Source organism: Sphingopyxis sp. 22461, from assembly GCF_052044915.1.
Classification (GTDB): Bacteria; Pseudomonadota; Alphaproteobacteria; order Sphingomonadales; family Sphingomonadaceae; genus Sphingopyxis.
Genome location: NZ_JBQENY010000004.1, coordinates 25,337 through 45,212, shown reverse-complemented (window position 1 = coordinate 45,212; position 19,876 = coordinate 25,337). Strand labels below are relative to the sequence as shown.

General features: G+C 65.2%; 24 protein-coding genes. 16 read left to right on the top strand and 8 right to left on the bottom strand.

The features are described 5' to 3' along the window. Positions 1 to 29 precede the first annotated feature (29 nt). Genes ACTJI5_RS07555 through ACTJI5_RS07545 form a run of 3 tightly spaced genes read left to right on the top strand, consistent with a single transcriptional unit; the run spans position 30 to position 2,379 of the window. Positions 30 to 380, top strand: a complete 351-nt coding sequence (locus tag ACTJI5_RS07555; protein WP_439513365.1) for an ArsC family reductase — start codon at positions 30 to 32, stop codon at positions 378 to 380. Then, complete coding sequence (locus ACTJI5_RS07550; RefSeq protein ID WP_440859864.1) at positions 377 to 1,453, top strand: glycerophosphodiester phosphodiesterase; 1,077 nt, start codon at positions 377 to 379, stop codon at positions 1,451 to 1,453. Before ACTJI5_RS07555 ends, ACTJI5_RS07550 begins: the two co-directional genes overlap by 4 nt. Continuing rightward, the gene (locus tag ACTJI5_RS07545) at positions 1,450 to 2,379 is read left to right on the top strand and encodes an aldo/keto reductase (protein ID WP_440859863.1); all 930 of its coding nucleotides are present in this window, start codon (positions 1,450 to 1,452) and stop codon (positions 2,377 to 2,379) included. The genes ACTJI5_RS07550 and ACTJI5_RS07545 overlap by 4 nt, the downstream gene beginning before the upstream one ends. Before the next feature lie 59 nt (positions 2,380 to 2,438). Here the strand turns inward: ACTJI5_RS07545 and ACTJI5_RS07540 are convergent, their stop codons facing one another. Together ACTJI5_RS07540 and ACTJI5_RS07535 are read right to left on the bottom strand one after the other, a co-directional pair. Further along, on the bottom strand, positions 2,439 to 2,660 hold the full coding sequence (locus tag ACTJI5_RS07540; RefSeq protein WP_058537029.1) for a helix-turn-helix transcriptional regulator: 222 nt from the start codon (positions 2,658 to 2,660) through the stop codon (positions 2,439 to 2,441). A gap of 39 nt (positions 2,661 to 2,699) precedes the next feature. After that, positions 2,700 to 3,119 carry a hypothetical protein gene (locus ACTJI5_RS07535; RefSeq protein WP_058536895.1) on the bottom strand — a complete coding sequence of 140 codons (420 nt, stop codon included), beginning with the start codon at positions 3,117 to 3,119 and terminating at the stop codon, positions 2,700 to 2,702. Between the two features lie 128 nt (positions 3,120 to 3,247). Between ACTJI5_RS07535 and panB the strand changes: the two genes are divergently transcribed. The 6 genes from panB (at position 3,248) to ACTJI5_RS07505 (ending at position 8,555) form a co-directional block, all read left to right on the top strand. Next, positions 3,248 to 4,111: a 3-methyl-2-oxobutanoate hydroxymethyltransferase gene (gene panB, locus ACTJI5_RS07530; protein WP_058536894.1), complete on the top strand. Its 864-nt coding sequence runs from the start codon at positions 3,248 to 3,250 to the stop codon at positions 4,109 to 4,111. 111 nt (positions 4,112 to 4,222) lie between these two features. Further along, on the top strand, positions 4,223 to 5,032 hold the full coding sequence (locus ACTJI5_RS07525) for a tetratricopeptide repeat protein (protein ID WP_058536893.1): 810 nt from the start codon (positions 4,223 to 4,225) through the stop codon (positions 5,030 to 5,032). Position 5,033: 1 nt separating this feature from the next. Further along, positions 5,034 to 6,368, top strand: coding sequence for an outer membrane protein assembly factor BamB family protein (locus ACTJI5_RS07520; protein ID WP_058536892.1), 1,335 nt, complete (start codon positions 5,034 to 5,036; stop codon positions 6,366 to 6,368). A 46-nt stretch (positions 6,369 to 6,414) separates the two neighbouring features. Continuing rightward, positions 6,415 to 7,806, top strand: coding sequence for a ribosome biogenesis GTPase Der (gene der / locus ACTJI5_RS07515; protein WP_440859862.1), 1,392 nt, complete (start codon positions 6,415 to 6,417; stop codon positions 7,804 to 7,806). After that, entirely contained in the window at positions 7,803 to 8,033 is a 231-nt protein-coding gene (locus ACTJI5_RS07510; protein ID WP_440859861.1) for a sulfurtransferase TusA family protein, read from the top strand. The genes der and ACTJI5_RS07510 overlap by 4 nt, the downstream gene beginning before the upstream one ends. A gap of 117 nt (positions 8,034 to 8,150) precedes the next feature. Beyond that, positions 8,151 to 8,555, top strand: coding sequence for an Hpt domain-containing protein (locus tag ACTJI5_RS07505; RefSeq protein WP_197411390.1), 405 nt, complete (start codon positions 8,151 to 8,153; stop codon positions 8,553 to 8,555). Here ACTJI5_RS07505 and ACTJI5_RS07500 read toward each other — a convergent pair. After that, positions 8,549 to 9,787, bottom strand: coding sequence for a DUF418 domain-containing protein (locus tag ACTJI5_RS07500; protein ID WP_440859860.1), 1,239 nt, complete (start codon positions 9,785 to 9,787; stop codon positions 8,549 to 8,551). The two genes, ACTJI5_RS07505 and ACTJI5_RS07500, sit on opposite strands and share 7 nt — an antisense overlap. A 129-nt stretch (positions 9,788 to 9,916) precedes the next feature. Here ACTJI5_RS07500 and ACTJI5_RS07495 point away from each other — a divergent pair, with 129 nt between their 5' ends. After that, positions 9,917 to 10,696 (top strand): Coq4 family protein, encoded by a 780-nt coding sequence (locus ACTJI5_RS07495; RefSeq protein WP_058536889.1) that lies wholly within the window; start codon positions 9,917 to 9,919, stop codon positions 10,694 to 10,696. Positions 10,697 to 10,730: 34 nt separating this feature from the next. Here ACTJI5_RS07495 and ACTJI5_RS07490 read toward each other — a convergent pair whose 3' ends face one another. Next, positions 10,731 to 11,378: a flavodoxin family protein gene (locus ACTJI5_RS07490; RefSeq protein ID WP_440859859.1), complete on the bottom strand. Its 648-nt coding sequence runs from the start codon at positions 11,376 to 11,378 to the stop codon at positions 10,731 to 10,733. Positions 11,379 to 11,513: 135 nt separating this feature from the next. On the opposite strand from ACTJI5_RS07490, the gene ACTJI5_RS07485 reads away from it, so the two are divergent. Continuing rightward, positions 11,514 to 11,852 carry a winged helix-turn-helix transcriptional regulator gene (locus ACTJI5_RS07485; protein WP_440859858.1) on the top strand — a complete coding sequence of 113 codons (339 nt, stop codon included), beginning with the start codon at positions 11,514 to 11,516 and terminating at the stop codon, positions 11,850 to 11,852. 6 nt (positions 11,853 to 11,858) lie between these two features. Here the strand turns inward: ACTJI5_RS07485 and ACTJI5_RS07480 are convergent, their stop codons facing one another. The 4 genes from ACTJI5_RS07480 to ACTJI5_RS07465 all read right to left on the bottom strand — a co-directional run bounded on the left by ACTJI5_RS07480 (position 11,859) and on the right by ACTJI5_RS07465 (position 16,142). Beyond that, positions 11,859 to 12,596 carry a DUF72 domain-containing protein gene (locus tag ACTJI5_RS07480; RefSeq protein WP_440859857.1) on the bottom strand — a complete coding sequence of 246 codons (738 nt, stop codon included), beginning with the start codon at positions 12,594 to 12,596 and terminating at the stop codon, positions 11,859 to 11,861. A 128-nt stretch (positions 12,597 to 12,724) separates the two neighbouring features. Next, positions 12,725 to 14,968, bottom strand: coding sequence for a phosphoribosylformylglycinamidine synthase subunit PurL (gene purL, locus ACTJI5_RS07475; protein ID WP_440859856.1), 2,244 nt, complete (start codon positions 14,966 to 14,968; stop codon positions 12,725 to 12,727). A gap of 84 nt (positions 14,969 to 15,052) precedes the next feature. Beyond that, a complete protein-coding gene (locus ACTJI5_RS07470; RefSeq protein ID WP_310251487.1) occupies positions 15,053 to 15,349 on the bottom strand; it encodes a hypothetical protein in 297 nt (98 codons plus the stop codon). A 130-nt stretch (positions 15,350 to 15,479) separates the two neighbouring features. Continuing rightward, positions 15,480 to 16,142: a hypothetical protein gene (locus ACTJI5_RS07465; protein WP_440859855.1), complete on the bottom strand. Its 663-nt coding sequence runs from the start codon at positions 16,140 to 16,142 to the stop codon at positions 15,480 to 15,482. Positions 16,143 to 16,214: 72 nt separating this feature from the next. Here ACTJI5_RS07465 and ACTJI5_RS07460 point away from each other — a divergent pair, with 72 nt between their 5' ends. The 5 genes from ACTJI5_RS07460 to queA all read left to right on the top strand — a co-directional run bounded on the left by ACTJI5_RS07460 (position 16,215) and on the right by queA (position 19,874). Next, a complete protein-coding gene (locus ACTJI5_RS07460) occupies positions 16,215 to 16,490 on the top strand; it encodes an exodeoxyribonuclease VII small subunit (protein ID WP_440859854.1) in 276 nt (91 codons plus the stop codon). A gap of 45 nt (positions 16,491 to 16,535) precedes the next feature. Further along, positions 16,536 to 17,417, top strand: a complete 882-nt coding sequence (locus ACTJI5_RS07455) for a polyprenyl synthetase family protein (RefSeq protein WP_440860087.1) — start codon at positions 16,536 to 16,538, stop codon at positions 17,415 to 17,417. Further along, on the top strand, positions 17,417 to 17,923 hold the full coding sequence (gene coaD, locus ACTJI5_RS07450; protein ID WP_058536881.1) for a pantetheine-phosphate adenylyltransferase: 507 nt from the start codon (positions 17,417 to 17,419) through the stop codon (positions 17,921 to 17,923). Before ACTJI5_RS07455 ends, coaD begins: the two co-directional genes overlap by 1 nt. 86 nt (positions 17,924 to 18,009) lie before the next feature. Continuing rightward, the gene (locus ACTJI5_RS07445; protein ID WP_058536880.1) at positions 18,010 to 18,819 is read left to right on the top strand and encodes a peptidylprolyl isomerase; all 810 of its coding nucleotides are present in this window, start codon (positions 18,010 to 18,012) and stop codon (positions 18,817 to 18,819) included. Between the two features lie 23 nt (positions 18,820 to 18,842). Continuing rightward, positions 18,843 to 19,874 carry a tRNA preQ1(34) S-adenosylmethionine ribosyltransferase-isomerase QueA gene (gene queA, locus ACTJI5_RS07440; RefSeq protein ID WP_440859853.1) on the top strand — a complete coding sequence of 344 codons (1,032 nt, stop codon included), beginning with the start codon at positions 18,843 to 18,845 and terminating at the stop codon, positions 19,872 to 19,874. Positions 19,875 to 19,876 lie beyond the last annotated feature (2 nt).

Genomic DNA, 19,876 nt, shown 5'->3' with positions numbered 1-19,876 from the left:
TGCAACCGGCGCCTGCTAGTCCTCGGTCCATGACGATGATTCTCTATGGCATTTCGAACTGCGACACGGTGAAGAAGGCGCGGCGCTGGCTCGACGAGCAGGGCGTTGCCTATCGCTTTCACGACGTGCGCAAGGATGGACTCGACGCGGTGCGGCTGCAGGACTGGATCGACGCGCTCGGTTGGGAAAAATTGCTCAACAAGGCCGGGACGACCTTTCGCAAGCTGCCCGATGCCGAGAAGGAAGGTCTCGACGCTGCGGCCGCCAAGGCATTGATGCTGGATCAGCCGGCGATGATCCGCCGCCCGGTCGTCGAGGCCGCGGGCAATATCAGCGTCGGCTTTTCGGCCGATGACTGGCAGGCGCGTTTTGCGGCATGATCCGCTCGCTCGCGGCGCTGCTGGCCTTCATGCTGCTCGCCGGTTGCGGGGCTGATGTCGTGACCGCGCAGCCGACGCTCGATGGCCAGCCGCCGATCGTGATCGCGCATCGCGGCGCGTCGGGCGAACGCCCCGAACATACGCTGGCGGGTTACAAGCTCGCGATCGACCTTGGTGCCGATTATATCGAGCCCGACCTGGTGCTGACCAAGGACGGCGTGCTTGTCGCGCGGCATGAGAATGAGATTTCGGAAACGACCGACGTCGCCGCTTATCCCGAATTTGCTACCCGCAAGGCGACGAAGACAATCGACGGGCAGGAGGTCACCGGCTGGTTCACCGAAGATTTCACGCTGGCCGAACTCAAGACGCTGCGCGCGCGCGAAAGGCTGCCGAAGCTGCGCAGCACCGAATATGACGGCCAGTTCGAAATCCCGACCTTCGAGGAAATTCTGACCCTGCTCGCCGAGGTCAACAAGGACCGGAAGAAGCCTGTCGGCGTCTATCCCGAAACCAAGCACCCGAGCTATTTCGCGTCGATCGGCCTGCCGCACGAGGCGCCGTTGCTCGCGGTGCTCGATCGCTTCGGTTATCGCGGCCGCACCGCGCCGGTGTTTATCCAGAGCTTCGAGGTCGGCAATCTGATGGACCTGCGCGCCAGGAGCGACCTGCCGCTGATCCAGCTGATGGATGGCGAGGGCGGACCCGCCGACCGGCCGGGCACCAGCTATGCCGCCATGACGTCGCGCGCGGGGTTGAAAATGATCGCCGCTTATGCCGACGGCATCGGCCCGAACAAGGCGATGGTGATCCCGCGCGGCGCGCTCGGCCGGCTCGGCAAACCCACCGACCTCGTGCGCGATGCGCATGCCGCGGGGCTCAAGGTCCATCCGTGGACGTTCCGCCGCGAAAATTATTTCCTGCCGCTGGACGACAAGGGCGGGGTAAACCCGGCCGGACATGGCGATCTCGCGGGTGAAATCGCCGCCTATCTGAAGACCGGTATCGACGGCCTGTTCAGCGACAATCCGCGCGAAGCGGTGGCGACGGTAAGGAAGGAAAGCGGACAATGACCGAAAGAGCCTTGGGCCAGAGCGGCCTGTCGATCCGGCCCTTCGTCCTCGGCGGCAATGTCTTTGGCATGACCGCGGGGCGCGATGCGAGTTTTGCCGTTCTCGACCGCTTCGCCCTGCTTGGTGGCGGGATGATCGACACCGCCGACGTCTATTCGGCGTGGGTTCCCGGCCACAAGGGCGGCGAATCCGAAAGCATGATGGGCGCGTGGCTCAAAGAAAGGGGCGCGCGCGACAGCGTGTTGATCGCGACCAAGGTCGGCATGATGCCCGGCGGGCTGAAGCCCGACCGCATTCGCGAGGCCGTGCAAGGCTCGCTCGACCGGCTCGGCACCGACGTCATCGACCTCTATTTCGCGCACAAGGACGATCCCGACGTGCCGCTCGACGAAGTACTCGGTGCCTTTGCCGAGCTGATCGATGCCGGCATCGTGCGTGCGATCGGGGCCTCGAACTATTCGGCGGAGCGCCTGGCGGATGCGCTGCGGGTGGCGGACGAAAGGGGTCTGCCGCGCTTCACCGCGATGCAGCCCGAACTCAACCTGCTCGACCGCGAGCAATATGAAGGTGCGCTGCAACAGCTTTGCATCGACGAGGGGCTGGGGGTCGTGACCTATTTCAGCCTCGCCTCGGGATATCTCTCGGGCAAATATCGCAGTGCCGACGACCTTGGCAAAAGTCCGCGCGGCGCGCGCGTCAAACCCTATCTGGGCGGCAAGGGGCCGGCGGTGCTGGCCGCGATGGACCGCATCGCGGCGGAAACGGGCGCCACCCTGTCGCAGATCGCCCTCGCATGGGTTGCCGCGCAACCGGGCGTGACCGCGCCGATCGCTAGCGCGACGTCGGTGGGGCAGCTGGACGAGCTGATGGGCAGCCTCGACCTCCGCCTCAGCGACGAGCAGCTCGCGGCGCTCAGCGCGGCCTAAGGCCCGGCCCGACACCACCGGGGAGGGGCATCGGTCCGGGCCCGCGCGGCCGCGCTGTCTCAATCGCTGGCGTCATCCCACTGGAATACGACCTCGAGCGGCTTGTCGAAGACGTGCGCGATCCGGAACGCGACCTCGAGCGACGGCGAATATTTGCCCTGCTCAATCGCCGCGATCGTCTGCCGGGTCACGCCGACACGGTCGCCAAGCTCGCCCTGCGTCATTTCGTCGGCGAGGAAGCGGAGCGTGCGAATGTCGTTGGTGAAAGGCGGCCTAGCCATGCGGGCCTCGACGATGGGCTGTCCGAGCGTTGCCAATCCTCATGCGCCGGTCCGATAGAAACGGATCTGCAGTCCCAGCCGGACGAGTTCGGCGACCACGGCGGCCGCCAGAACGGCGTTGAGCACCAGCACCAGGTCGCGCGTGATGTGCGCGAGCGCGAAACAGCCGGCAAGCCCGGCGATCAGGACATAATAAGCGAAGCCGCTGGCGCGCCGCGTGATATTGCGGTCGCGCTCGTCGGCGGGGGCATTTGCATCCCGGGGTCGCATCACCGCAAACAGCGTCGCCGCAGTCGTCATGACGATCGTGAAGATGATCGCCAGCGCGATCAGCAATCCCGCCTGTGCCGCCATGCCCTCGCGGTCGCCGACACCATAAGGGAAAATCCAGAAATAGGCTGAAAAGCCGAGCAGGATCACCGCAAAGCTCAGCCAGTCGATTTTTTCGCGAAACGCCATCCTGCGAATCTCCAATGTTCGTTATGTCTGACTTTATGTTAAAAATATATAACATGGAGTCAAGCAGGATTACCATTGCTGCTCTTCGACCTTTCGCTCCGGCCCACGAGGGGCTAGACCCCCGCCCCATGTCCACGCTCCCGAAAACGCTCACCTTCGACACATCGACCAGCCGCGCCAATCCGACGCCGCAGCCGATGAAACGCCTCACCGTACCGCGCATTCGCCAGCGCAAGGGCGGCGAACCGCTCGTGATGCTCACGGCCTATACCGTCCGCATGGCGCAGCTGCTCGACCCGCATTGCGACATGCTGCTCGTCGGCGATTCGCTCGCGCAGGTGATCTACGGCCTGCCGCACACCGTCGGGGTGACGATGGACATGATGGCGCTGCACGGCGCCGCCGTCGTGCGCGGCAGCTATCACGCCGCGGTAATCGTCGACATGCCGTTCGGCAGCTATGAGGGCAGCCCGCAGCAGGCGTTCGACAATGCCGCGCGGCTGCTCAAGGAAACCGGCGCGGCGGCGGTGAAGGTCGAGGGCGGCAAGGTGCTGGCCCCGACGATCGAATTCCTCACCCAGCGCGGCATTCCGGTGATGGGTCATGTCGGACTGACCCCGCAGGCGGTGAACATCCTCGGCGGCTATGGCGTGCGCGGCAAGAGCGAGGAAGAAGCGCGCTCGATCGTCGAAGACGCGATTGCCGTCGCACAGGCCGGCGCCTTTTCGATCGTGATCGAAGGCGTGCTCGAATCGATCGCGATCGAGATCACGAACAAGGTCGATTGCCCGACGATCGGTATCGGCGCTTCGGCAGAGTGCGATGGCCAGGTGCTCGTCACCGATGACATGCTCGGCATGTTCGAACGCGTTCCCAAGTTCGTGAAGCGCTATGGAAATATGGCGAGCGTCGTCGAAGGCGCGGTCAAGGACTATGCCGACGAAGTCAGGTCCCGTTCATTCCCGACCGAGGATCAGACCTACGCAGGTTGAAGGCTCGGCGATCCGCGCAAAGTGAAACGCTTGGCCTTTTTCCGTGCTGTCGCTAAGGAAGCGACCGGCGGGACGCGTGCCCAGAGCCATGACGAGTATATGGAGGTTTGATTGGCGCTGAGCCCGACGAATGATGCCGCGCTGTTGCAGGAAGTCGACGAAGCCGTCCGCAAGGACCGGCTCGATACGATCATGCAGCGCTATGGCCGCTGGATCATCGGCGGCGTCATCGCCGCCCTGCTGGCGTTCGGCGGCTATCTCTTCTGGAGCCACCAGCAGGATGCCGCGCGCGGCGAGCAGGCCGAAGAATTGATCGCGGCGTTCGAAAAGCTCGGCACCAACCAGCCGCGCGCCGCGGCGACCGATCTGCAGAAGCTCGCCGCCGAAGGCGATCCCGCCTATCGCGCGGTCGCGCAGATGCAGCAAGCGAACATCAAGGCGCAGACCGGCGATCTGAAGGCCGCCGCCGCCCTGATGGCGAAAGTCGCCGCCGATACGAAGCTCGACCAGGCGCTGCGCGATCTCGCGCTGATCCGCCAGACGGCGTTCGAATATGACACGCTGAAGCCCGAAGTGGTGATCGCGCGGATGAAGCCGATGGTCGATGCGAAGGATCCGGCGTCGAGCTGGTTCGCGAGTGCCGCCGAACTGTCGGCGACCGCGCATTACCAGCTGGGCCAGTTCGACCAGGCGGGCGCGCTGTATGGCCGCATCGCCAAACTGCCCAATGTGGCCAAATCGCTGCAATCGCGCTCGGTGCAGATGGCGGGGATGCTCGGCGTCGATGCGGTCGCGGACCGGGCGGACGAAAGCGCCGCAGCCGAAAACAAGGGCGCGGCGCAAGCCGCCGCCGCCGGGGACCAGAAAGGCAATGCCGCGCCAAAGGCCGCTGCAGCCGCAAAGACTGAGGAAGCCAATTAATATGCGGAAAGCGCGTTTCGGAATTTATGCGGCGCTACTCGCGCTGCCGCTGACGGCATGTGGGGTGCTGAAGGGCGACGGTCCGCCAAAGACCCCGACGGTCGGTGACCGCGTCTCGATCCTGTCGAACGACAACAGCGTCAAGGTCGATCCGGCCACCGCGTCGATCGCGGTCGTGCTGCCCGAACCGGCGGTCAACGCCGCCTGGGCGCAGTCGGGCGGCAACGCATCGAAATCGATGGGCCATCCGGCGCTCGCCGCGACGCGGACGAAGCTGTGGGAAGCCAATATCGCGGGCAGCACCAACAAGCAGCGGATCGCCGCCTCGCCGGTGATCGCCGACAACCGCCTGTTCGTCGTCGATACCGACGCCGTGGTCACCGCCTTCGCCGCCGACACCGGCGCGAAATTGTGGAGCGTGCCGATCGGCAGTACCGGCAAGGATTTCAAGGCGTCGCTGTTCGGCGGCGGCGCCGGGGTCGACGGCAATGTCGTTTATGCGACCAGCGGCGTCGGTGACGTCGCGGCGCTGAACGTCGCCGACGGATCGGTGATCTGGAAGGTGAAACCCGCGGGCCCGCTGCGCGGCGCGCCGACGATTGCCTTTGGCGGTGTCTATGTCATCAGCCAGGACAACCAGATTTTCGCGCTCAACGCCGCTGATGGTGCGGTGCAGTGGCAGGCCACCGCATCGGCAGAGGCGGGCAGCGTGTTCGGCGCCGCGTCGCCCGCGGCGGGGCAGGGGACGATCGTCGCCGGCTTCTCGTCGGGCGAGGTCCAGGCCTATCGTTACGAAAACGGCCGCGACCTGTGGGAAGACGCGCTCGCGCGCACCTCGATGGCGCTGTCGGTGTCGACGCTCACCGACGTCGACGCCGATCCGGTCGTCGATCGCGGCCGCGTCTTCGCGCTCGGGCAGGGTGGCCGTATGGCGAGCTATGAACTCGTCACCGGCCAGCGCAGCTGGGAAATCTCGATCGCCGGCATCTCGACGCCTTATGTCGTCGGCGAATGGGTCTATGCGATGACCGACGACGCCAAACTGCTGGCCGTCGCGCGCGCGAACGGCAAGGTGCGCTGGCTGCAACAGCTCGCACGCTTCCGCGTCGAAACCGAAAAGAAGAAGAAGGACCCGATCCGCTGGACCGGACCGATTCTCGCCGGCGGCCGTCTGATCGCGGTCAACAGCGAGGGCGTCTTGTCGGAATTCTCGCCGACCGACGGCTCGCTCCTCGGTACGACCGAATTCAAATCGCCGCTGTCGCAGGCCCCCGTGGTTGCGAACAATATTTTGTACGTCCTCGCGGACGACGGGCAGATCACGGCCTGGCGCTGATACAGCGTCCGGGCCGGGGCGGCCCGGTGTAATAGGGATAAGTCTCATGTCGCGATTCGCGACGATTGCCATTGTCGGCCGGCCCAATGTCGGCAAATCGACGCTGTTCAACCGGCTGGTCGGCAAGCGCCTTGCGCTCGTCGACGACCAGCCCGGGGTGACGCGCGACCGCCGCGAGGGCGACGGCCATCTGCTCGGCCTCGATTTTCGCATCGTCGATACCGCGGGTTTCGAGGATTATGACGCCGCGACCTTGCCCGGCCGCATGCGCGTGCAGACCGAAAAGGCGGTGCGCGAGGCCGATGCGGCGCTGTTCATGATCGACGGCCGTGCCGGCGTGACCCCGCTCGACGAGGAAATCGCGCGCTGGCTGCGTAGCGAGGACACGCCGATCATCCTCGTCGTCAACAAGGCCGAGGGGAAACAGGGCGAAAACGGCTTGATGGAGAGCTATTCGCTCGGCTTCGACAATCCGATCGCGCTCAGCGCCGAGCATGGCGAGGGCGTCGTCGATCTGTTCGACGCGCTGCGCCCGATCGTCGATGCATTTGACGCCGCCGCGTTCGAAGCGGTGCCCCCGCCGGTCGAAGGCGACGAAGAGGATGAAGACGCGCCGCTCGGTCCGCTGAAGCTCGCGATCGTCGGCCGCCCCAACGCGGGCAAGTCGACGCTGATCAACCGCATGATTGGCGAGGACCGCCTGATCACCGGGCCCGAAGCCGGGATCACGCGCGATTCGATCCGCGTCGACTGGCAATGGGAAAAGGACGGCGAGGTCCACGAGATCCAGCTGTTCGACACCGCGGGCATGCGAAAGCGCGCCAAGGTGGTCGAAAAGCTCGAAAAGCTCTCGGTCGCCGACGCGCTCCACGCGGTCGATTTCGCCGAGGTCGTCGTCCTGCTGCTCGACGCCACCAAAGGCCTTGAGTCGCAGGATCTGCACATCGCCGACCGGGTGCTGCAGGAAGGCCGCGCGCTGATCGTCGCGCTCAACAAATGGGATGTCGCCGAAGACCCGTCGTCGCTGTTCAACGGCGTGCGCGCCGCGCTCGAGGACGGGCTCAGCCAGGTCAAGGGCGTTCCGGTTCTCAGCATTTCGGGCGCGACGGGCAAGGGCATCGACACGCTGGTTCGCGTCGCGTTCGAACAGCGCGCGATCTGGACCAACCGCGTCTCGACCGCGAAACTCAACCGCTGGTTCGAAAATGCGGTCGAAAACAACCCGCCGCCGGCACCCGGCGGCAAGCGGATCAAGCTGCGCTATATCACGCAGGCGCGCACCCGGCCGCCGACCTTCGTCGTCTTCGGCACGCGGACCGATAGCTTGCCCGGAAGCTATACGCGCTATCTGGTCAATGGCATGCGCAAGGAATTGGGTTTCCAGGGCGTTCCGGTACGCCTCAACTTCCGCAATTCGCGCAATCCCTATGATGAATGACGACGCCTAAGACATTGGAGGCGCTGGTCGTCGATGCGCGCGGCATGCGCTGCCCCTGGCCCGCGCTCAGGCTCGCGCGCGCGATGCGCGATGCGTCCGACGTGCTGCTGATCGCCGACGATCCGCAGGCGGGGCGCGAGGTTGCGGCGCTTGCGGGCGAGCATGGCTGGTCGGTCGAGACCGATGTCGCGACCGCCGACGAGGGACGCTGGCGCGTCCGACGCTGACCCAAAACGGGGCGACTTTCTTTGCGGCACCCCTGACACCGTAACGTCTTTTTTACCCAACTTCGGCATGGACCGGTTGGGACCACGGCCGAATTTGAACACCAAGGGACTAAAGCATTGGACGAAATCCTGGTCGATTGGGATGAGTTTCGCGCGACGCGCACCCAGTTGGGCGCCGCGTTCGTACGGATTCTCGGCTATTTTCGCGAAGACGGCACCAAATCGGTCGCCGCCATCGAAGAGGCGATGCGCGCGCGCGATGCCCGCGGTCTCGTCATGCCCGCGCACACGCTGAAAAGCGAAGCGCGGCAGTTCGGCGGCGAAAAACTCGGCGCGCTCGCCGAGGATATCGAAGTCTTCGCGCGCCATTGCGTCGAAAGCCAGACGAGCCCCGAAGAATATCTGCCGCGCGTCGTCGAACTGCGCCGGCTGTTCGAGGAGACGCTCGGCGCGCTCGAACGCGAAGCGAACCCGCTCGTCCAGCGCCGTCCGACGGGTTTCGGCCGCGCGGTCGGCTACTGACGCATCGGTTGCAGCGACCCGCGCGCGAGGCTGCGCCACAGCCATTCGAGCGGGCCATAGCGATAGCGGTCGAGCCACGGCTTCGACCAGAGCAGCATGACCGCCCACATAGCGATGCAGAAGAGATAGAGCGTCCAGCGGCCGACGTCGCCGAACAGGCCGATCCCATAGCCATAGAAGATCGTCGTCATCACGATGCTGGTGCCGAGATAGTTGGAGAAGGCGGCGCGGCCTGTTGCGGCGACGCGGGTTATCCAGGCGCTGGCAGCAGCGCGCCGGATCAGCAGCACGAGCAGCGCGGCATAGGCGATCGTCATCATCAGTCGTCCCGGCCCCGCCCACGCCATGAAGGCATTGACCGCGACGAGATAATCGAAGCCCGCGCGCCACTGGAGCCAGCCGACGAGCAATGTCAGCAGCACGCCGGGAGGCAGCCAGCGCAGCGCGATCCGCCGGTAGTCGGCCGCCGCCCATGCCCCCGTCAGGAAGCCGTTGCGGAACAGCGCCATGCCGAGCATCATCAGCGGCAGCGTCTCCCATATCGTCATCAGCACGCCGACGAACGGATTGATCGCGGTATCGAGCCGTGAGTTGAGGATCGGTAGATAGGGGCCGCGATAGAGTGCGAGCTCCTCGGTCACCTCGCCGTCGATCTTGGCATATTCGGCGCGGACCTCGCGGCCCGCCTCGGCCATCGGCGAAGCGGGATTGTCGGCCGCGCTTCCGATCGCAAGCTGCGCGCCGAAGAAGAGCGACGTCAGGACGACACCGAGGGTGAAGATGCCCAGCGCCCATTTGATCAATCGGCGCGGTTCCCACGCGCGGAAGCGGAAGGCGACGCAGCCGACGGCGGCATAAAGGAACAGGATGTCGCCCCACCAGAGGAAGACATAATGGCAGAGACCGAAGACCGCGAGCCACGCCATCCGGCGGTAATGGACCGAGCCCGGATCCTGTCCCGACGCCTCCGCGCGGTCGACGATCAGGACCATGCTCGCGCCGAACAGGATCGAGAACAGCCCGCGCATCTTGCCGTCGAAGAGGAGGAAGCCGAGCGCCCAGGCGGCGATATCCGACCCCGTGTCGCCGCCATAGGCTTTGGGGGAGACGTAAGCCATTTCGGGCATCGCAAAGGCGGCGATGTTCATCGCCAAAATGCCCATCACGGCGAAGCCGCGCAGCGCGTCGAGGGTGACGAGGCGTTCGCTTGCAACTTGTCTATCTTCGCGCATATCGCCCTCCACTGTATTATTCGCCTATAACGGTTGGGGCGACGATCCGTCCAGCGCTTTAACCTACTATTGACATCTATGTCAGTAATGCTATCTGAGCATCATCACCTGATTCGGACGAGGCCAGCCATGACCCCCACCATCTTCTCCCACCCCGACCGCCAGCCGCAGAAGTTCCGCCCGTTCAAGGCGTTCCAGCACTTCCGCAAGCTGATCGCGGACAAGGAAGACACCGAACAGGTGTTCCACATCTTTGAAAATTTGCCGCGCAAGGGCTTCATGGACGACGCGCGCGCCTTCGTCGAAAGCGATTTCGGCCAGAAGCTGATGGAACGCGAACCCTATCTGCCCGACCTGCTCGACGACCATGCATGGATCGACGAACTGCCCGAGGGCAGCGTCGGCCACGCCTATGTCACCTTCATGCGCCGCGAAGGCCTCTCGGCCGCGGGGCTCGTCGCCGAAAGCGACAAGATGGGCCGTCCCAAGTTCGACGATCAGGTGCAATGGTACAGCAATCGCCTGCGCGACACGCACGACCTGTTCCATATCCTGACCGGCTATGGCCGCGACGCGCTCGGCGAACAGTGCGTGCTCGGCTTCACCTATGGCCAGACGGGCAACTACGGCAATTTCTTCATCGCCTATGCCGGCGGTTATGAGGTGAAGCGCGGCGTCAAAAGCGACGCGCCGGTGTTCGGCGCGATCCGCCAGGGCCAGCGCCACGGCAAGGCGGCGAAGGCGATCATCGAGCAGGATATCCGCTCGCTGCTCGCCGAACCGCTCGAAGCCGCGCGTGCGCGGCTGGGGATCGGCGAGCCGACGCTCTATCAGGAAGCGCACCGCGCGTACCGCAACCGTGGGATCGATCCGTACAACTTCCTCGCGGCAAAGGCTGCGATGGCCTGAACTGTTCCCCGGCGAAAGCCGGGGAACCCGGTGCTCAGCCTACGCTTTCCGGCCAGACGCGCGGGCTGCGCGGCGTCTCCAGCCTGTAGTCGGAATAGGAGCGCGAAAATATCTCCCGGCCCAGGCGTTCGGCGTCGCCGACCGGGTTCGCCGGATCGTTTCGCACTTCGCCGCGGCTGTTGCCGGCCCCGCGCACTACGTTGACGAAGTCCGAATTGGTGTAGCGGGAAAATTCCTGAATCTGGTGGATAATGCCGAGCGCGACGCCGGGATATGTTTCCTCGGACGCGAGCACCAAGCCGAGCCGTTTGCCGGCCATCGCCGCAAGCGCGTCCTGCGAGCCCGGATAGGAGGCCGCATAATAGCAGAAGCTGCGATCGAAGAACGCCTTGATCTGGGCCGACACGCCGTACCAATAGATGGGCGAACAAAAGATCACCCCGCGCGCGGGCAAGAACTCGTCGAAGAACAGGGCGCGATACGGGTCGTCGATCGCGCATTCCCCATCGGGCCCGCGGCATTGGCGGCAATCGCGCAGAAACCCCGAAATATGGTCATCCAGAAATCGCAGCACGACATCGCTGCCCGCCGCCTCGGCGCCGCGCCGGACGGCTTCGGCAAGCGTCGCGGTGTTTCCGTTCCTGCGCGGGCTTCCGACAAGAATGAGCAGTTTTTCCGGCATATCGGCCGATCCTTTCGCGTGGGACACGGCGCGGCTGCCATGTCTTGTTGACGCAAAGGGGTGGCGTGATACTTTCGATTGATCAACTACCTACTATTTTATCAGGTACACACTTTCAGGTAAGAATTGGCGATCATGACGACACGCAATCAACCCTATAATGACGGTCTTGGGCCGGTGTTCGCGATTATCGGCGGGAAGTGGAAGGCGCTGATTCTTTGGGAGCTTCACGGCACCCCGGTGCGCTTCGGCGCGCTCAAGCGGCGCATCGACGGAATCAGCGAAAAGATGCTGATCCAGCAATTGCGGGAAATGGAAGCCGATGGCCTGGTCCACCGCGAGATGTTCCATCAGGTTCCCCCGCGTGTCGATTATTCGGTGACCCCCTTGGGGGCATCGCTCAACGAAGCGCTGACGCCGCTATGCGAGTGGGGGAAACATAATCTGCAACCCCCGGCTACCGGCGGCGGGTGACGTTGGTCAGCTGAGCTTGGCGATCAGCGTCTGCGCGGCAGCCGGGTTGCGGACCTTCGCGCCGGATATGAAAAAGAGATAGACGTCGCGGTTGCCCTTCGCCCAGTCGCGCGCTTGCTTCGCCCAGCCGTCGAGCGCCTTGTCGTCATAACCGGTTTCGACATCCTCCTGCGATCGCTGGAGCCGCGCATAGGTGAAGTCGGCGGTCTGTTCGTCGATGCAGGGGAACTCGTCGCTGTCGGCGAAGACGACCGCCATGTTCCGCTCGCGCACCATGTCGATAAAGGCTTGATCGCGGAAGCTTTCGTCGCGCACTTCGATCGCGTGGCGCAGCTTCAGGCCGTCCTGCGTATCGGGAAGCAGATCGAGGAAGCCTGCGAAATCGTCGCGGTCGAACTTCTTCGTCGCCATGAACTGCCAGTGGATCGGGCCGAGCCGGTCGCCGAGCCGCGTCAGCCCCTGCGTCAGAAATTTCTCGATCGATGCCGCGCCTTCCGCCAGCACCTTGCGGTTGGTCGTGAAGCGTGACGCCTTGACGCTGAACTGGAACCCGTCGGGCACCGACTCCGCCCAATTGGCGAAGGTTTCGGGCTTCTGGCTGCCATAATAGGTGCCGTTGATCTCGATGCCGGTCAGATGCTGGCCGGCATATTCGAGCTCGCGCTTTTGCGGGAGGCCGGCGGGGTAGAAGGGGCCGCGCCATGGTTCGAAGGTCCAGCCCCCGACGCCGACATAGATGCTCATGACTTAAATACCTCCGTCATCCCGGCGATGGGTGTTCAGAGGCACGTGACTCTGAAACACGATCTCATCGTCGCGTCCTGCCGCACCGGCGAGATCCCGGCCTTCGCCGGGATGACGAGGTGGGAATATCAAGCCAGCGCCGCGTCGGCTCCCATCAGGTTCGGGAAAAAGCCTTCATGCGCTTCGCGCAGTTCGGCGAGCGTCACCTGATGGTCGCTGCCTTCGAGTTCGAAGACGATGCGATCCTTGATCGTGCGGCCGACCGGATCGACCGGCACGTCGGCGCGGCCCGCGGCGTCGAGGAAGTCGGCGAGGCAGGTGTCGCACACCGTCACGAGGTAAAGCCCCTGATCCTCGCCGAAGAAGCTTTCGGCGACGCCGAACGGCTGTTCTTCGCTGACGAGCACGCCGATGTTCGATTTGAGCGCCATTTCGGCGAGGGTCACCGCCATGCCGCCGTCGGAGACGTCGTGACAGGCGGTGATCCAGCCGGCGTTGATCGCGCCGCGGATGAAGTCACCGGTGCGCTTTTCGGCGCGAAGGTCGACGGGCGGCGGCGGGCCTTCCTCGCGGCCGAGGATTTCGCGGAGCCACACCGACTGGCCGAGGTGGCCGGCGCGTTCGCCGACCGCGAGCACGATGTCGCCGGTGCGCTTAAAGCCGATACCGACCGCTTTGCCGAGATCCTCGATCACGCCGACGCCGCCGATCGCGGGGGTCGGCAGGATCGCGCTGCCGCCGCCGGTCGCCTTGCTCTCATTATAGAGGCTGACGTTGCCCGACACGATCGGATAGTCGAGCGCGATACACGCCTGTGCCATGCCGTCGAGACAGCCGACGATCTGCCCCATGATTTCGGGGCGCTGCGGGTTCGCGAAGTTGAGGCAATTGGTGATCGCGAGCGGCGTCGCGCCGACCGCGCTGATGTTGCGCCAGGTCTCGGCGACCGCCTGCTTGCCGCCCTCGACGGGATCGGCATAGCAATAGCGCGGGGTGCAGTCGGTCGACATCGCGAGCGCGCGGTTGGTGCCGTGGATGCGGACGAGCGCGGCGTCGCCGCCGATCTGCACCGTGTCGCCGCCGACCTGGCTGTCATATTGTTCCCAGATCCAGCGGCGGCTGGCGATGTCGGGGGTGCCCATCAACGCCTTGAGGTCCGCGGCGACATCCTTCGTCTCGGGGACGTTGGTGAGGTCAGCCTGCTTCGGCGTCGGGACGTGCGGCCGGTCATAAAGCGGCGCGTCGTCGGCGAGCGGCGCGAGCGGGATGTCGCAGACGATCTCGCCTTTATGCTCGAGCACCATACGGCCGGTGTCGGTGACGGTGCCGATGACCGCGAAGTCGAGTTCCCATTTGTGGAAGATCGCGGCGGCGAAATCTTCGCGACCGGGCTTCAGCACCATCAGCATGCGTTCCTGCGATTCGGACAGCATCATCTCATACGCCGTCATGCCGGTTTCGCGCTGCGGCACATCGTCCATCTTGAGGTGGAGGCCGACGCCGCCCTTCGACGCCATTTCGACCGACGAGGAGGTGAGGCCCGCGGCGCCCATGTCCTGGATCGCGACGATCGCGTCCGACGCCATGAGTTCGAGGCACGCCTCGATCAGCAATTTTTCGGTGAAGGGATCGCCGACCTGTACCGTCGGGCGCTTTTCCTCGGCATCCTCGCCGAAGTCGGCCGACGCCATCGTCGCGCCATGGATACCGTCGCGGCCGGTTTTCGATCCGACATAGACGATCGGATTGCCGACGCCCGATGCGGCCGAATAGAAGATCTTGTCCTGTTCGGCGACGCCGACGGTCATCGCGTTGACGAGGATGTTGCCGTCATACGCCTTGTGGAAATTGACCTCGCCGCCGACCGTCGGGACGCCGACACAATTGCCGTAACCGCCGATGCCGTGGACGACGCCCGAGATCAGATGCTTCATCTTCGGATGGTCGGGGCGGCCGAAGCGCAGCGCGTTGAGGTTTGCGACCGGGCGCGCGCCCATCGTGAAGACGTCGCGGAGGATGCCGCCGACCCCGGTCGCCGCGCCCTGATAGGGTTCGATGTACGACGGGTGGTTATGGCTCTCCATCTTGAAGATCGCGGCGAGCTTCTTGCCGCCTTCGCCTTCGCCGATGTCGATGACGCCGGCATTCTCACCGGGGCCGCAGATCACCCAGGGCGCCTCGGTCGGCAGTTTCTTGAGGTGGAGGCGCGAGCTTTTATAGCTGCAATGCTCGGACCACATGACCGAGAAGATGCCGAGTTCGACAAGGTTCGGCTCGCGCCCGAGCGCGTGCAGGACGCGATCATATTCCTCGGGCGAAAGCCCATGTTCGGCGACGATTTCGGGGGTGATGGCGGGCGCTTGCTGAGTCATGGCGCGCCTTTAGCCGCACAGGCGCAAAACGAACAGACCCCATGATGCATTTTGCACCATGGGGTCTGCGGTCGGAGGGAGGGTTTAGCGCGAGGCGAGGGTGGCCGACGGCTTCACGAGCGGCGCGACGTCGCGCAGCGCGAAGCTGACCTGCTGCGAACCGACGGTGCCGCGCACGCGGTGCTGGCCGACGCGGAGCGTGAACGGCTTGCCGGTACGTTCCTCGACGCCGCTGATCACGCGCGTGTCGCCGACCTGCGTGACGCTATAGCTGTAGGTACTGCCTTCATGCTCGAAGCGGTTGGTCGGCGCATCCTTCGCGAAGGCGACGGACGGCGCCAGCGCGAGCAGGCCGAGGGCGGGGAGAATGAATTTTTTCATGATGCAAGTCCTTGTCTGATGAACAAAACTTGCCTTTGAGCCCCTCTCTTCTTGTGCAGTGCAGCATGACCGGCTCGCGCGGCGCGGGCAATTGCAAAAAACAGAAGCGTGATTGCGCGGCGCGAAGGGGTCAGGTGCGGACGGACACCGCGAGCCGCCGGTTGGCGCCCGCCCACGCCGCGGTCCCGGCGAGCAGCGCATAAGCGAAGAGCATCGTCGCGGGGACGGCGAGCGAATAGGCGGGCTCCTTCGGGCCGAACCAGTCGATCGCCTGCGCAAAGGCGAGCAGCCCGGCGAGTATCCAGAGCCGGCGGTTGCCGCCCGGCGCTTCGGTGCGGCGCTGATAATAAAGAAAGGCGCCGCCGATCAGCAATATCTCGAGCGGCATCGCGATCAGCGGATGATTCCAGAGCCCGAGCCCCAATTTGGGCGGCATGCCATAGAGCGTCAGATCGGGAATATGGACGAGAAGGTCGATGAACCAGTGCGACACCACGACCAGCGCGGCGCCGATCGCCGCCCCTTTGCGCTTGGTCGCGAACCAGACGAGCACGCCGAATATCTTGGCCCAGATCAGCGCCCCGAGCAGGCTGTGCGTATAGGGCATGTGGTACAGGTCCATCGGGTTCATCACGGCGATGCCGGGGACGATCCGCATCGCCTCGATCCCCGGGACCAGCAATGCGGCAAAACCGATATCGATCAGCTGCGCCGCGACGAACAATGTCCCGAGCCCCGCCGCCTTTGGACGGGCCGCGACGATCAGCGCCGGGGCGAAATGGCCGATGAACATGGCGCGACGCTATAGGGCAAAATCACCACGTCAAGCTTGACCGGACGGGGGCGAAGGGGCCAAAGCAGGGCGATGACGGACACCCCCGAACCCGCTCGAGAAGGCTTTGGCGCCGCCGATATCGCCTCGCTGTCGTTCGAAGCCGCGATGGGCGAGCTCGAAACGATCGTGCGAAGGCTCGAGAGCGGCGATGTCAGCCTCGAGGAATCGGTGACGCTTTATGAGCGCGGCCATGCGCTGCGCGGCCATTGCGAGGCGCGGCTCGCCGCGGCGCAGGCGCGCATCGAACAGGTCAGCCTGGGTGTCGACGGCCGGCCGGCGGGAACGACCCCCTTCGGCGAAAGCTGATCCACGGTGGCGCTCGTCGACAGCGAAGTTTCGCGCGAGAGGCAATTGCTGCTTGCCACCCAGAATGAGGTTGCGGCCGGGATCGACACGCTGTTCGATCAACTGCTCGCCGTTCCGTCCGACCCGCGCGGGCCGCTCTACGAAGCGATGCGCCATGCGGCGGTGGCCGGCGGCAAGCGGCTGCGTCCGCTGCTCGTTCGCGCCGCGGGCGATCTGTTCCACGTCGATCGCACGCTGACCCTGCGCGTCGGGGCGGCGGTCGAGGCGATGCACGTCTATTCGCTGATCCACGACGACCTGCCGTGCATGGACGATGACGACATGCGCCGCGGCAAACCGACGGTGCACAAGGCGTTCGACGAGGCGACCGCGGTGCTCGCGGGCGATTCGCTCCACGCCCTCGCGTTCGAATGGCTGTGCGACCCGGTGACGAGCGCCGATCCCTTCGTGCGCGGCGAGCTCTGCTGCGAACTCGCGCGCGCCGCGGGCCCGGCGGGGATGGCGGGCGGCCAGATGATGGACCTCGCCGCCGAGACGTCGAATTTCGACCTGCCGACGGTGACGCGGCTCCAGCAACTCAAGACCGGGGCGCTGATCGCCTTTTCGGTCGAGGCCGGCGCGATCCTTGCGCGCATCCCGCCCGAGGGGCGCGCGCCGCTGCGCGCCTATTCGCGCGACATCGGGCTCGCGTTCCAGATCGCCGATGACATCATGGACGTCGAAGGCGACGAGGCGCTTGCGGGCAAGGCGCTGCACAAGGACGATGCCGCGGGCAAGGCGACCTTCGTCACCTTGATGGGGCTCGAACGCGCGCGCGAACAGGCGACCGCGCTCGTCGACCAGGCGATCGGACATCTCGCGAGTTTTGGCGAAGAGGCGGCGCTGCTGCGCGCGATCGCCCGTTATGTGGTGGAAAGGGACCGTTGATGCGCATTGGGGTTTATCCCGGAACCTTCGACCCGATCACGCTCGGGCATATGGACATCATCCGCCGCGGCGCGAAGCTGGTCGACCGGCTGGTCATCGGGGTCACGACCAATATCACCAAGTCGCCGATGTTCGATGACGACGAGCGCATCGACATGGTGAAGGCCGAGGTCGCGTCGATCGAGGGCGATATCCGCGTCGTCGGTTTCAATGCGCTGCTGATGGATTTCGCCGAGCGCGAGGGGGCGACCATGATCGTCCGCGGGCTGCGCGCGGTCGCCGACTTTGAATATGAATATCAGATGGCGGGGATGAACCAGCAGCTCAACGACCGGATCGAGACGGTGTTCCTGATGGCCGACGTCGGGCTGCAACCGATCGCATCGCGGCTGGTCAAGGAAATCGCGATCTTCGGCGGCGATATCCGGAAATTCGTGACGCCGTCGGTGCGCGATGCCGTCGTCGCGCGCATCGCCGAGCGGGGGCTCCTCCAGGGCGAGCGCTGATACCGATCATTGAGCGTTCAGCTTTTTCCGGCTAGGGCGCGCCATCGGGGCGCAAATCCAGTTTATTATCCAAAGGCCGATCCAGCATGAAATCATCCTTCCGCCCCTTGGTTCTTACGGCGATGGCGTTCGGTCTCGTAGGCACGGCCGTCGCGCAGGATGCGCCGCCCGCACCGGGGCCGAACCCCGAGCAAAGCCAGCCGGCGCCGCCCGTCGAAACGCCGCCGCCCGCGCCGGTCGAAACCCCGACTGCGCCCGCGCCCGCGGCGGCCGAGGGAACCCCTGCGGTGGAAGCGCCCGCGGTGCCCGCGATGACGCCCGACCAATATATCAACGTCCCCGAATATATGCTCAACATCGACCTTTCGACGGGCGGCCGGATCGTGGTCCAGCTCTATCCCAATGTCGCGCCGAACCATGTCGAGCGGTTGAAGCAGCTCGCGCGCGCGGGCTTTTACGACGGGATCAAGTTCCACCGCGTGATCGACGGCTTTATGGCGCAGACGGGCGATCCGACCGCGTCCGGGCAGGGCGGCTCGCAGCTTCCCGACCTCAAGGCCGAATTCAACCCGACCCCGCATCTGCGCGGCACGCTTTCGATGGCGCGCGCCGAGAGCGAGGACAGCGCGAACAGCCAGTTCTTCATCATGCTCCAGCCGCGCTTCAGCCTCGACCGCCGCTACACCGCGTTCGGCCGCGTCATCTCGGGCATGCAATATGTCGACGCGATCCATAAGGGCGAGCCGCCCGAAGTGATGTCGCGCATGGTGCAGGTGTCGGTCGCCGCCGACAACAAGCCGATCCCGCCCGCCTCGATGCTGACCGAAGCCGTGCCCGCGCCGGTCGCCGCGCCCGCCGTGACGGTCGACGAGCTTAACGCTCCGATCAAGCAGTAAGCGCGGGCACGCGCGTCAAGATCATGCGCGTCGACGCCTTCGATTTCGATTTACCCAATGAACGCATCGCGCTCCGCCCGGCGCGGCCGCGCGATGCAGCGCGGATGCTCGTCGTCGATGGCGGTGAGATCGTCGACGCGGGGGTCGCGGACCTGCCCGCATGGCTGCGCCCGGGCGACTGCCTCGTCTTCAACGACACCCGCGTCATTCCCGCACAGCTCGAAGGACGTCGCGGCGACGCGAAGATCGGCGCGACGCTCCACAAACGCATCGACCTGCGCCGCTGGCAGGCGTTCATCCGCAACGCCAAGCGGCTGCGGGTCGGCGAGAGCGTCGATTTCGGCGCGGGGGTCGCGGCGCTCGCCGAGGAGCGGCTCGCCGACGGCAGCTTCATCCTCGCCTTCGCCGGCGAAGAGCCGGTCGAAGTCCTGCTCGAGCGCGCGGGCACGATGCCGCTCCCGCCCTATATCGCGGGCAAGCGCCCCACCGACGACGCCGACCGCGCTGATTACCAGACGATGTTCGCGCGCGAGGATGGCGCGGTCGCGGCGCCGACCGCGGCGCTGCACTTCACGCCGAAGCTGCTCGATGCGCTCGCGGCGGCGGGGATTGCGAGCGAAACGCTGACGCTGCACGTCGGTGCGGGCACTTTCCTGCCAGTGAAGGCCGACGATACCGAAGACCATGTCATGCACGCCGAATGGGGGCGGATCGACGCCGATACCGCGGCGCGGCTCAACGCGGTGCGCGCGGCGGGCGGCCGCGTCATCGCGGTCGGCACCACCAGCCTGCGCCTGCTCGAAAGCGCGGCAGAGGATGACGGCATGATCGCGCCCTTCGCGGGCGACACCGCGATCTTCATCACCCCCGGCTATCGCTTCAAGGCGATCGACGGGCTGATGACGAATTTCCACCTGCCGCGCTCGACCTTGTTCATGTTGGTTAGTGCGCTGATGGGATTGGAGACGATGCAGGCGGCCTATGCGCATGCGATTGGGCATGCGTATCGCTTCTATAGCTATGGCGACGCGAGTCTGTTGTTGCCCGCACGATAGGG

Coding starts and splice junctions, on each gene's coding strand:
- ACTJI5_RS07555 (WP_439513365.1), top strand. CDS start 30: ATGACGATGATTCTCTATGGCATTTCGAACTGCGACACGGTGAAGAAG.
- ACTJI5_RS07550 (WP_440859864.1), top strand. CDS start 377: ATGATCCGCTCGCTCGCGGCGCTGCTGGCCTTCATGCTGCTCGCCGGT.
- ACTJI5_RS07545 (WP_440859863.1), top strand. CDS start 1,450: ATGACCGAAAGAGCCTTGGGCCAGAGCGGCCTGTCGATCCGGCCCTTC.
- ACTJI5_RS07540 (WP_058537029.1), bottom strand. CDS start 2,660: ATGGCTAGGCCGCCTTTCACCAACGACATTCGCACGCTCCGCTTCCTC.
- ACTJI5_RS07535 (WP_058536895.1), bottom strand. CDS start 3,119: ATGGCGTTTCGCGAAAAAATCGACTGGCTGAGCTTTGCGGTGATCCTG.
- panB (WP_058536894.1), top strand. CDS start 3,248: ATGTCCACGCTCCCGAAAACGCTCACCTTCGACACATCGACCAGCCGC.
- ACTJI5_RS07520 (WP_058536892.1), top strand. CDS start 5,034: ATGCGGAAAGCGCGTTTCGGAATTTATGCGGCGCTACTCGCGCTGCCG.
- der (WP_440859862.1), top strand. CDS start 6,415: ATGTCGCGATTCGCGACGATTGCCATTGTCGGCCGGCCCAATGTCGGC.
- ACTJI5_RS07510 (WP_440859861.1), top strand. CDS start 7,803: ATGACGACGCCTAAGACATTGGAGGCGCTGGTCGTCGATGCGCGCGGC.
- ACTJI5_RS07500 (WP_440859860.1), bottom strand. CDS start 9,787: ATGCGCGAAGATAGACAAGTTGCAAGCGAACGCCTCGTCACCCTCGAC.
- ACTJI5_RS07495 (WP_058536889.1), top strand. CDS start 9,917: ATGACCCCCACCATCTTCTCCCACCCCGACCGCCAGCCGCAGAAGTTC.
- ACTJI5_RS07490 (WP_440859859.1), bottom strand. CDS start 11,378: ATGCCGGAAAAACTGCTCATTCTTGTCGGAAGCCCGCGCAGGAACGGA.
- ACTJI5_RS07485 (WP_440859858.1), top strand. CDS start 11,514: ATGACGACACGCAATCAACCCTATAATGACGGTCTTGGGCCGGTGTTC.
- ACTJI5_RS07480 (WP_440859857.1), bottom strand. CDS start 12,596: ATGAGCATCTATGTCGGCGTCGGGGGCTGGACCTTCGAACCATGGCGC.
- purL (WP_440859856.1), bottom strand. CDS start 14,968: ATGACTCAGCAAGCGCCCGCCATCACCCCCGAAATCGTCGCCGAACAT.
- ACTJI5_RS07470 (WP_310251487.1), bottom strand. CDS start 15,349: ATGAAAAAATTCATTCTCCCCGCCCTCGGCCTGCTCGCGCTGGCGCCG.
- ACTJI5_RS07465 (WP_440859855.1), bottom strand. CDS start 16,142: ATGTTCATCGGCCATTTCGCCCCGGCGCTGATCGTCGCGGCCCGTCCA.
- ACTJI5_RS07460 (WP_440859854.1), top strand. CDS start 16,215: ATGACGGACACCCCCGAACCCGCTCGAGAAGGCTTTGGCGCCGCCGAT.
- coaD (WP_058536881.1), top strand. CDS start 17,417: ATGCGCATTGGGGTTTATCCCGGAACCTTCGACCCGATCACGCTCGGG.
- ACTJI5_RS07445 (WP_058536880.1), top strand. CDS start 18,010: ATGAAATCATCCTTCCGCCCCTTGGTTCTTACGGCGATGGCGTTCGGT.
- queA (WP_440859853.1), top strand. CDS start 18,843: ATGCGCGTCGACGCCTTCGATTTCGATTTACCCAATGAACGCATCGCG.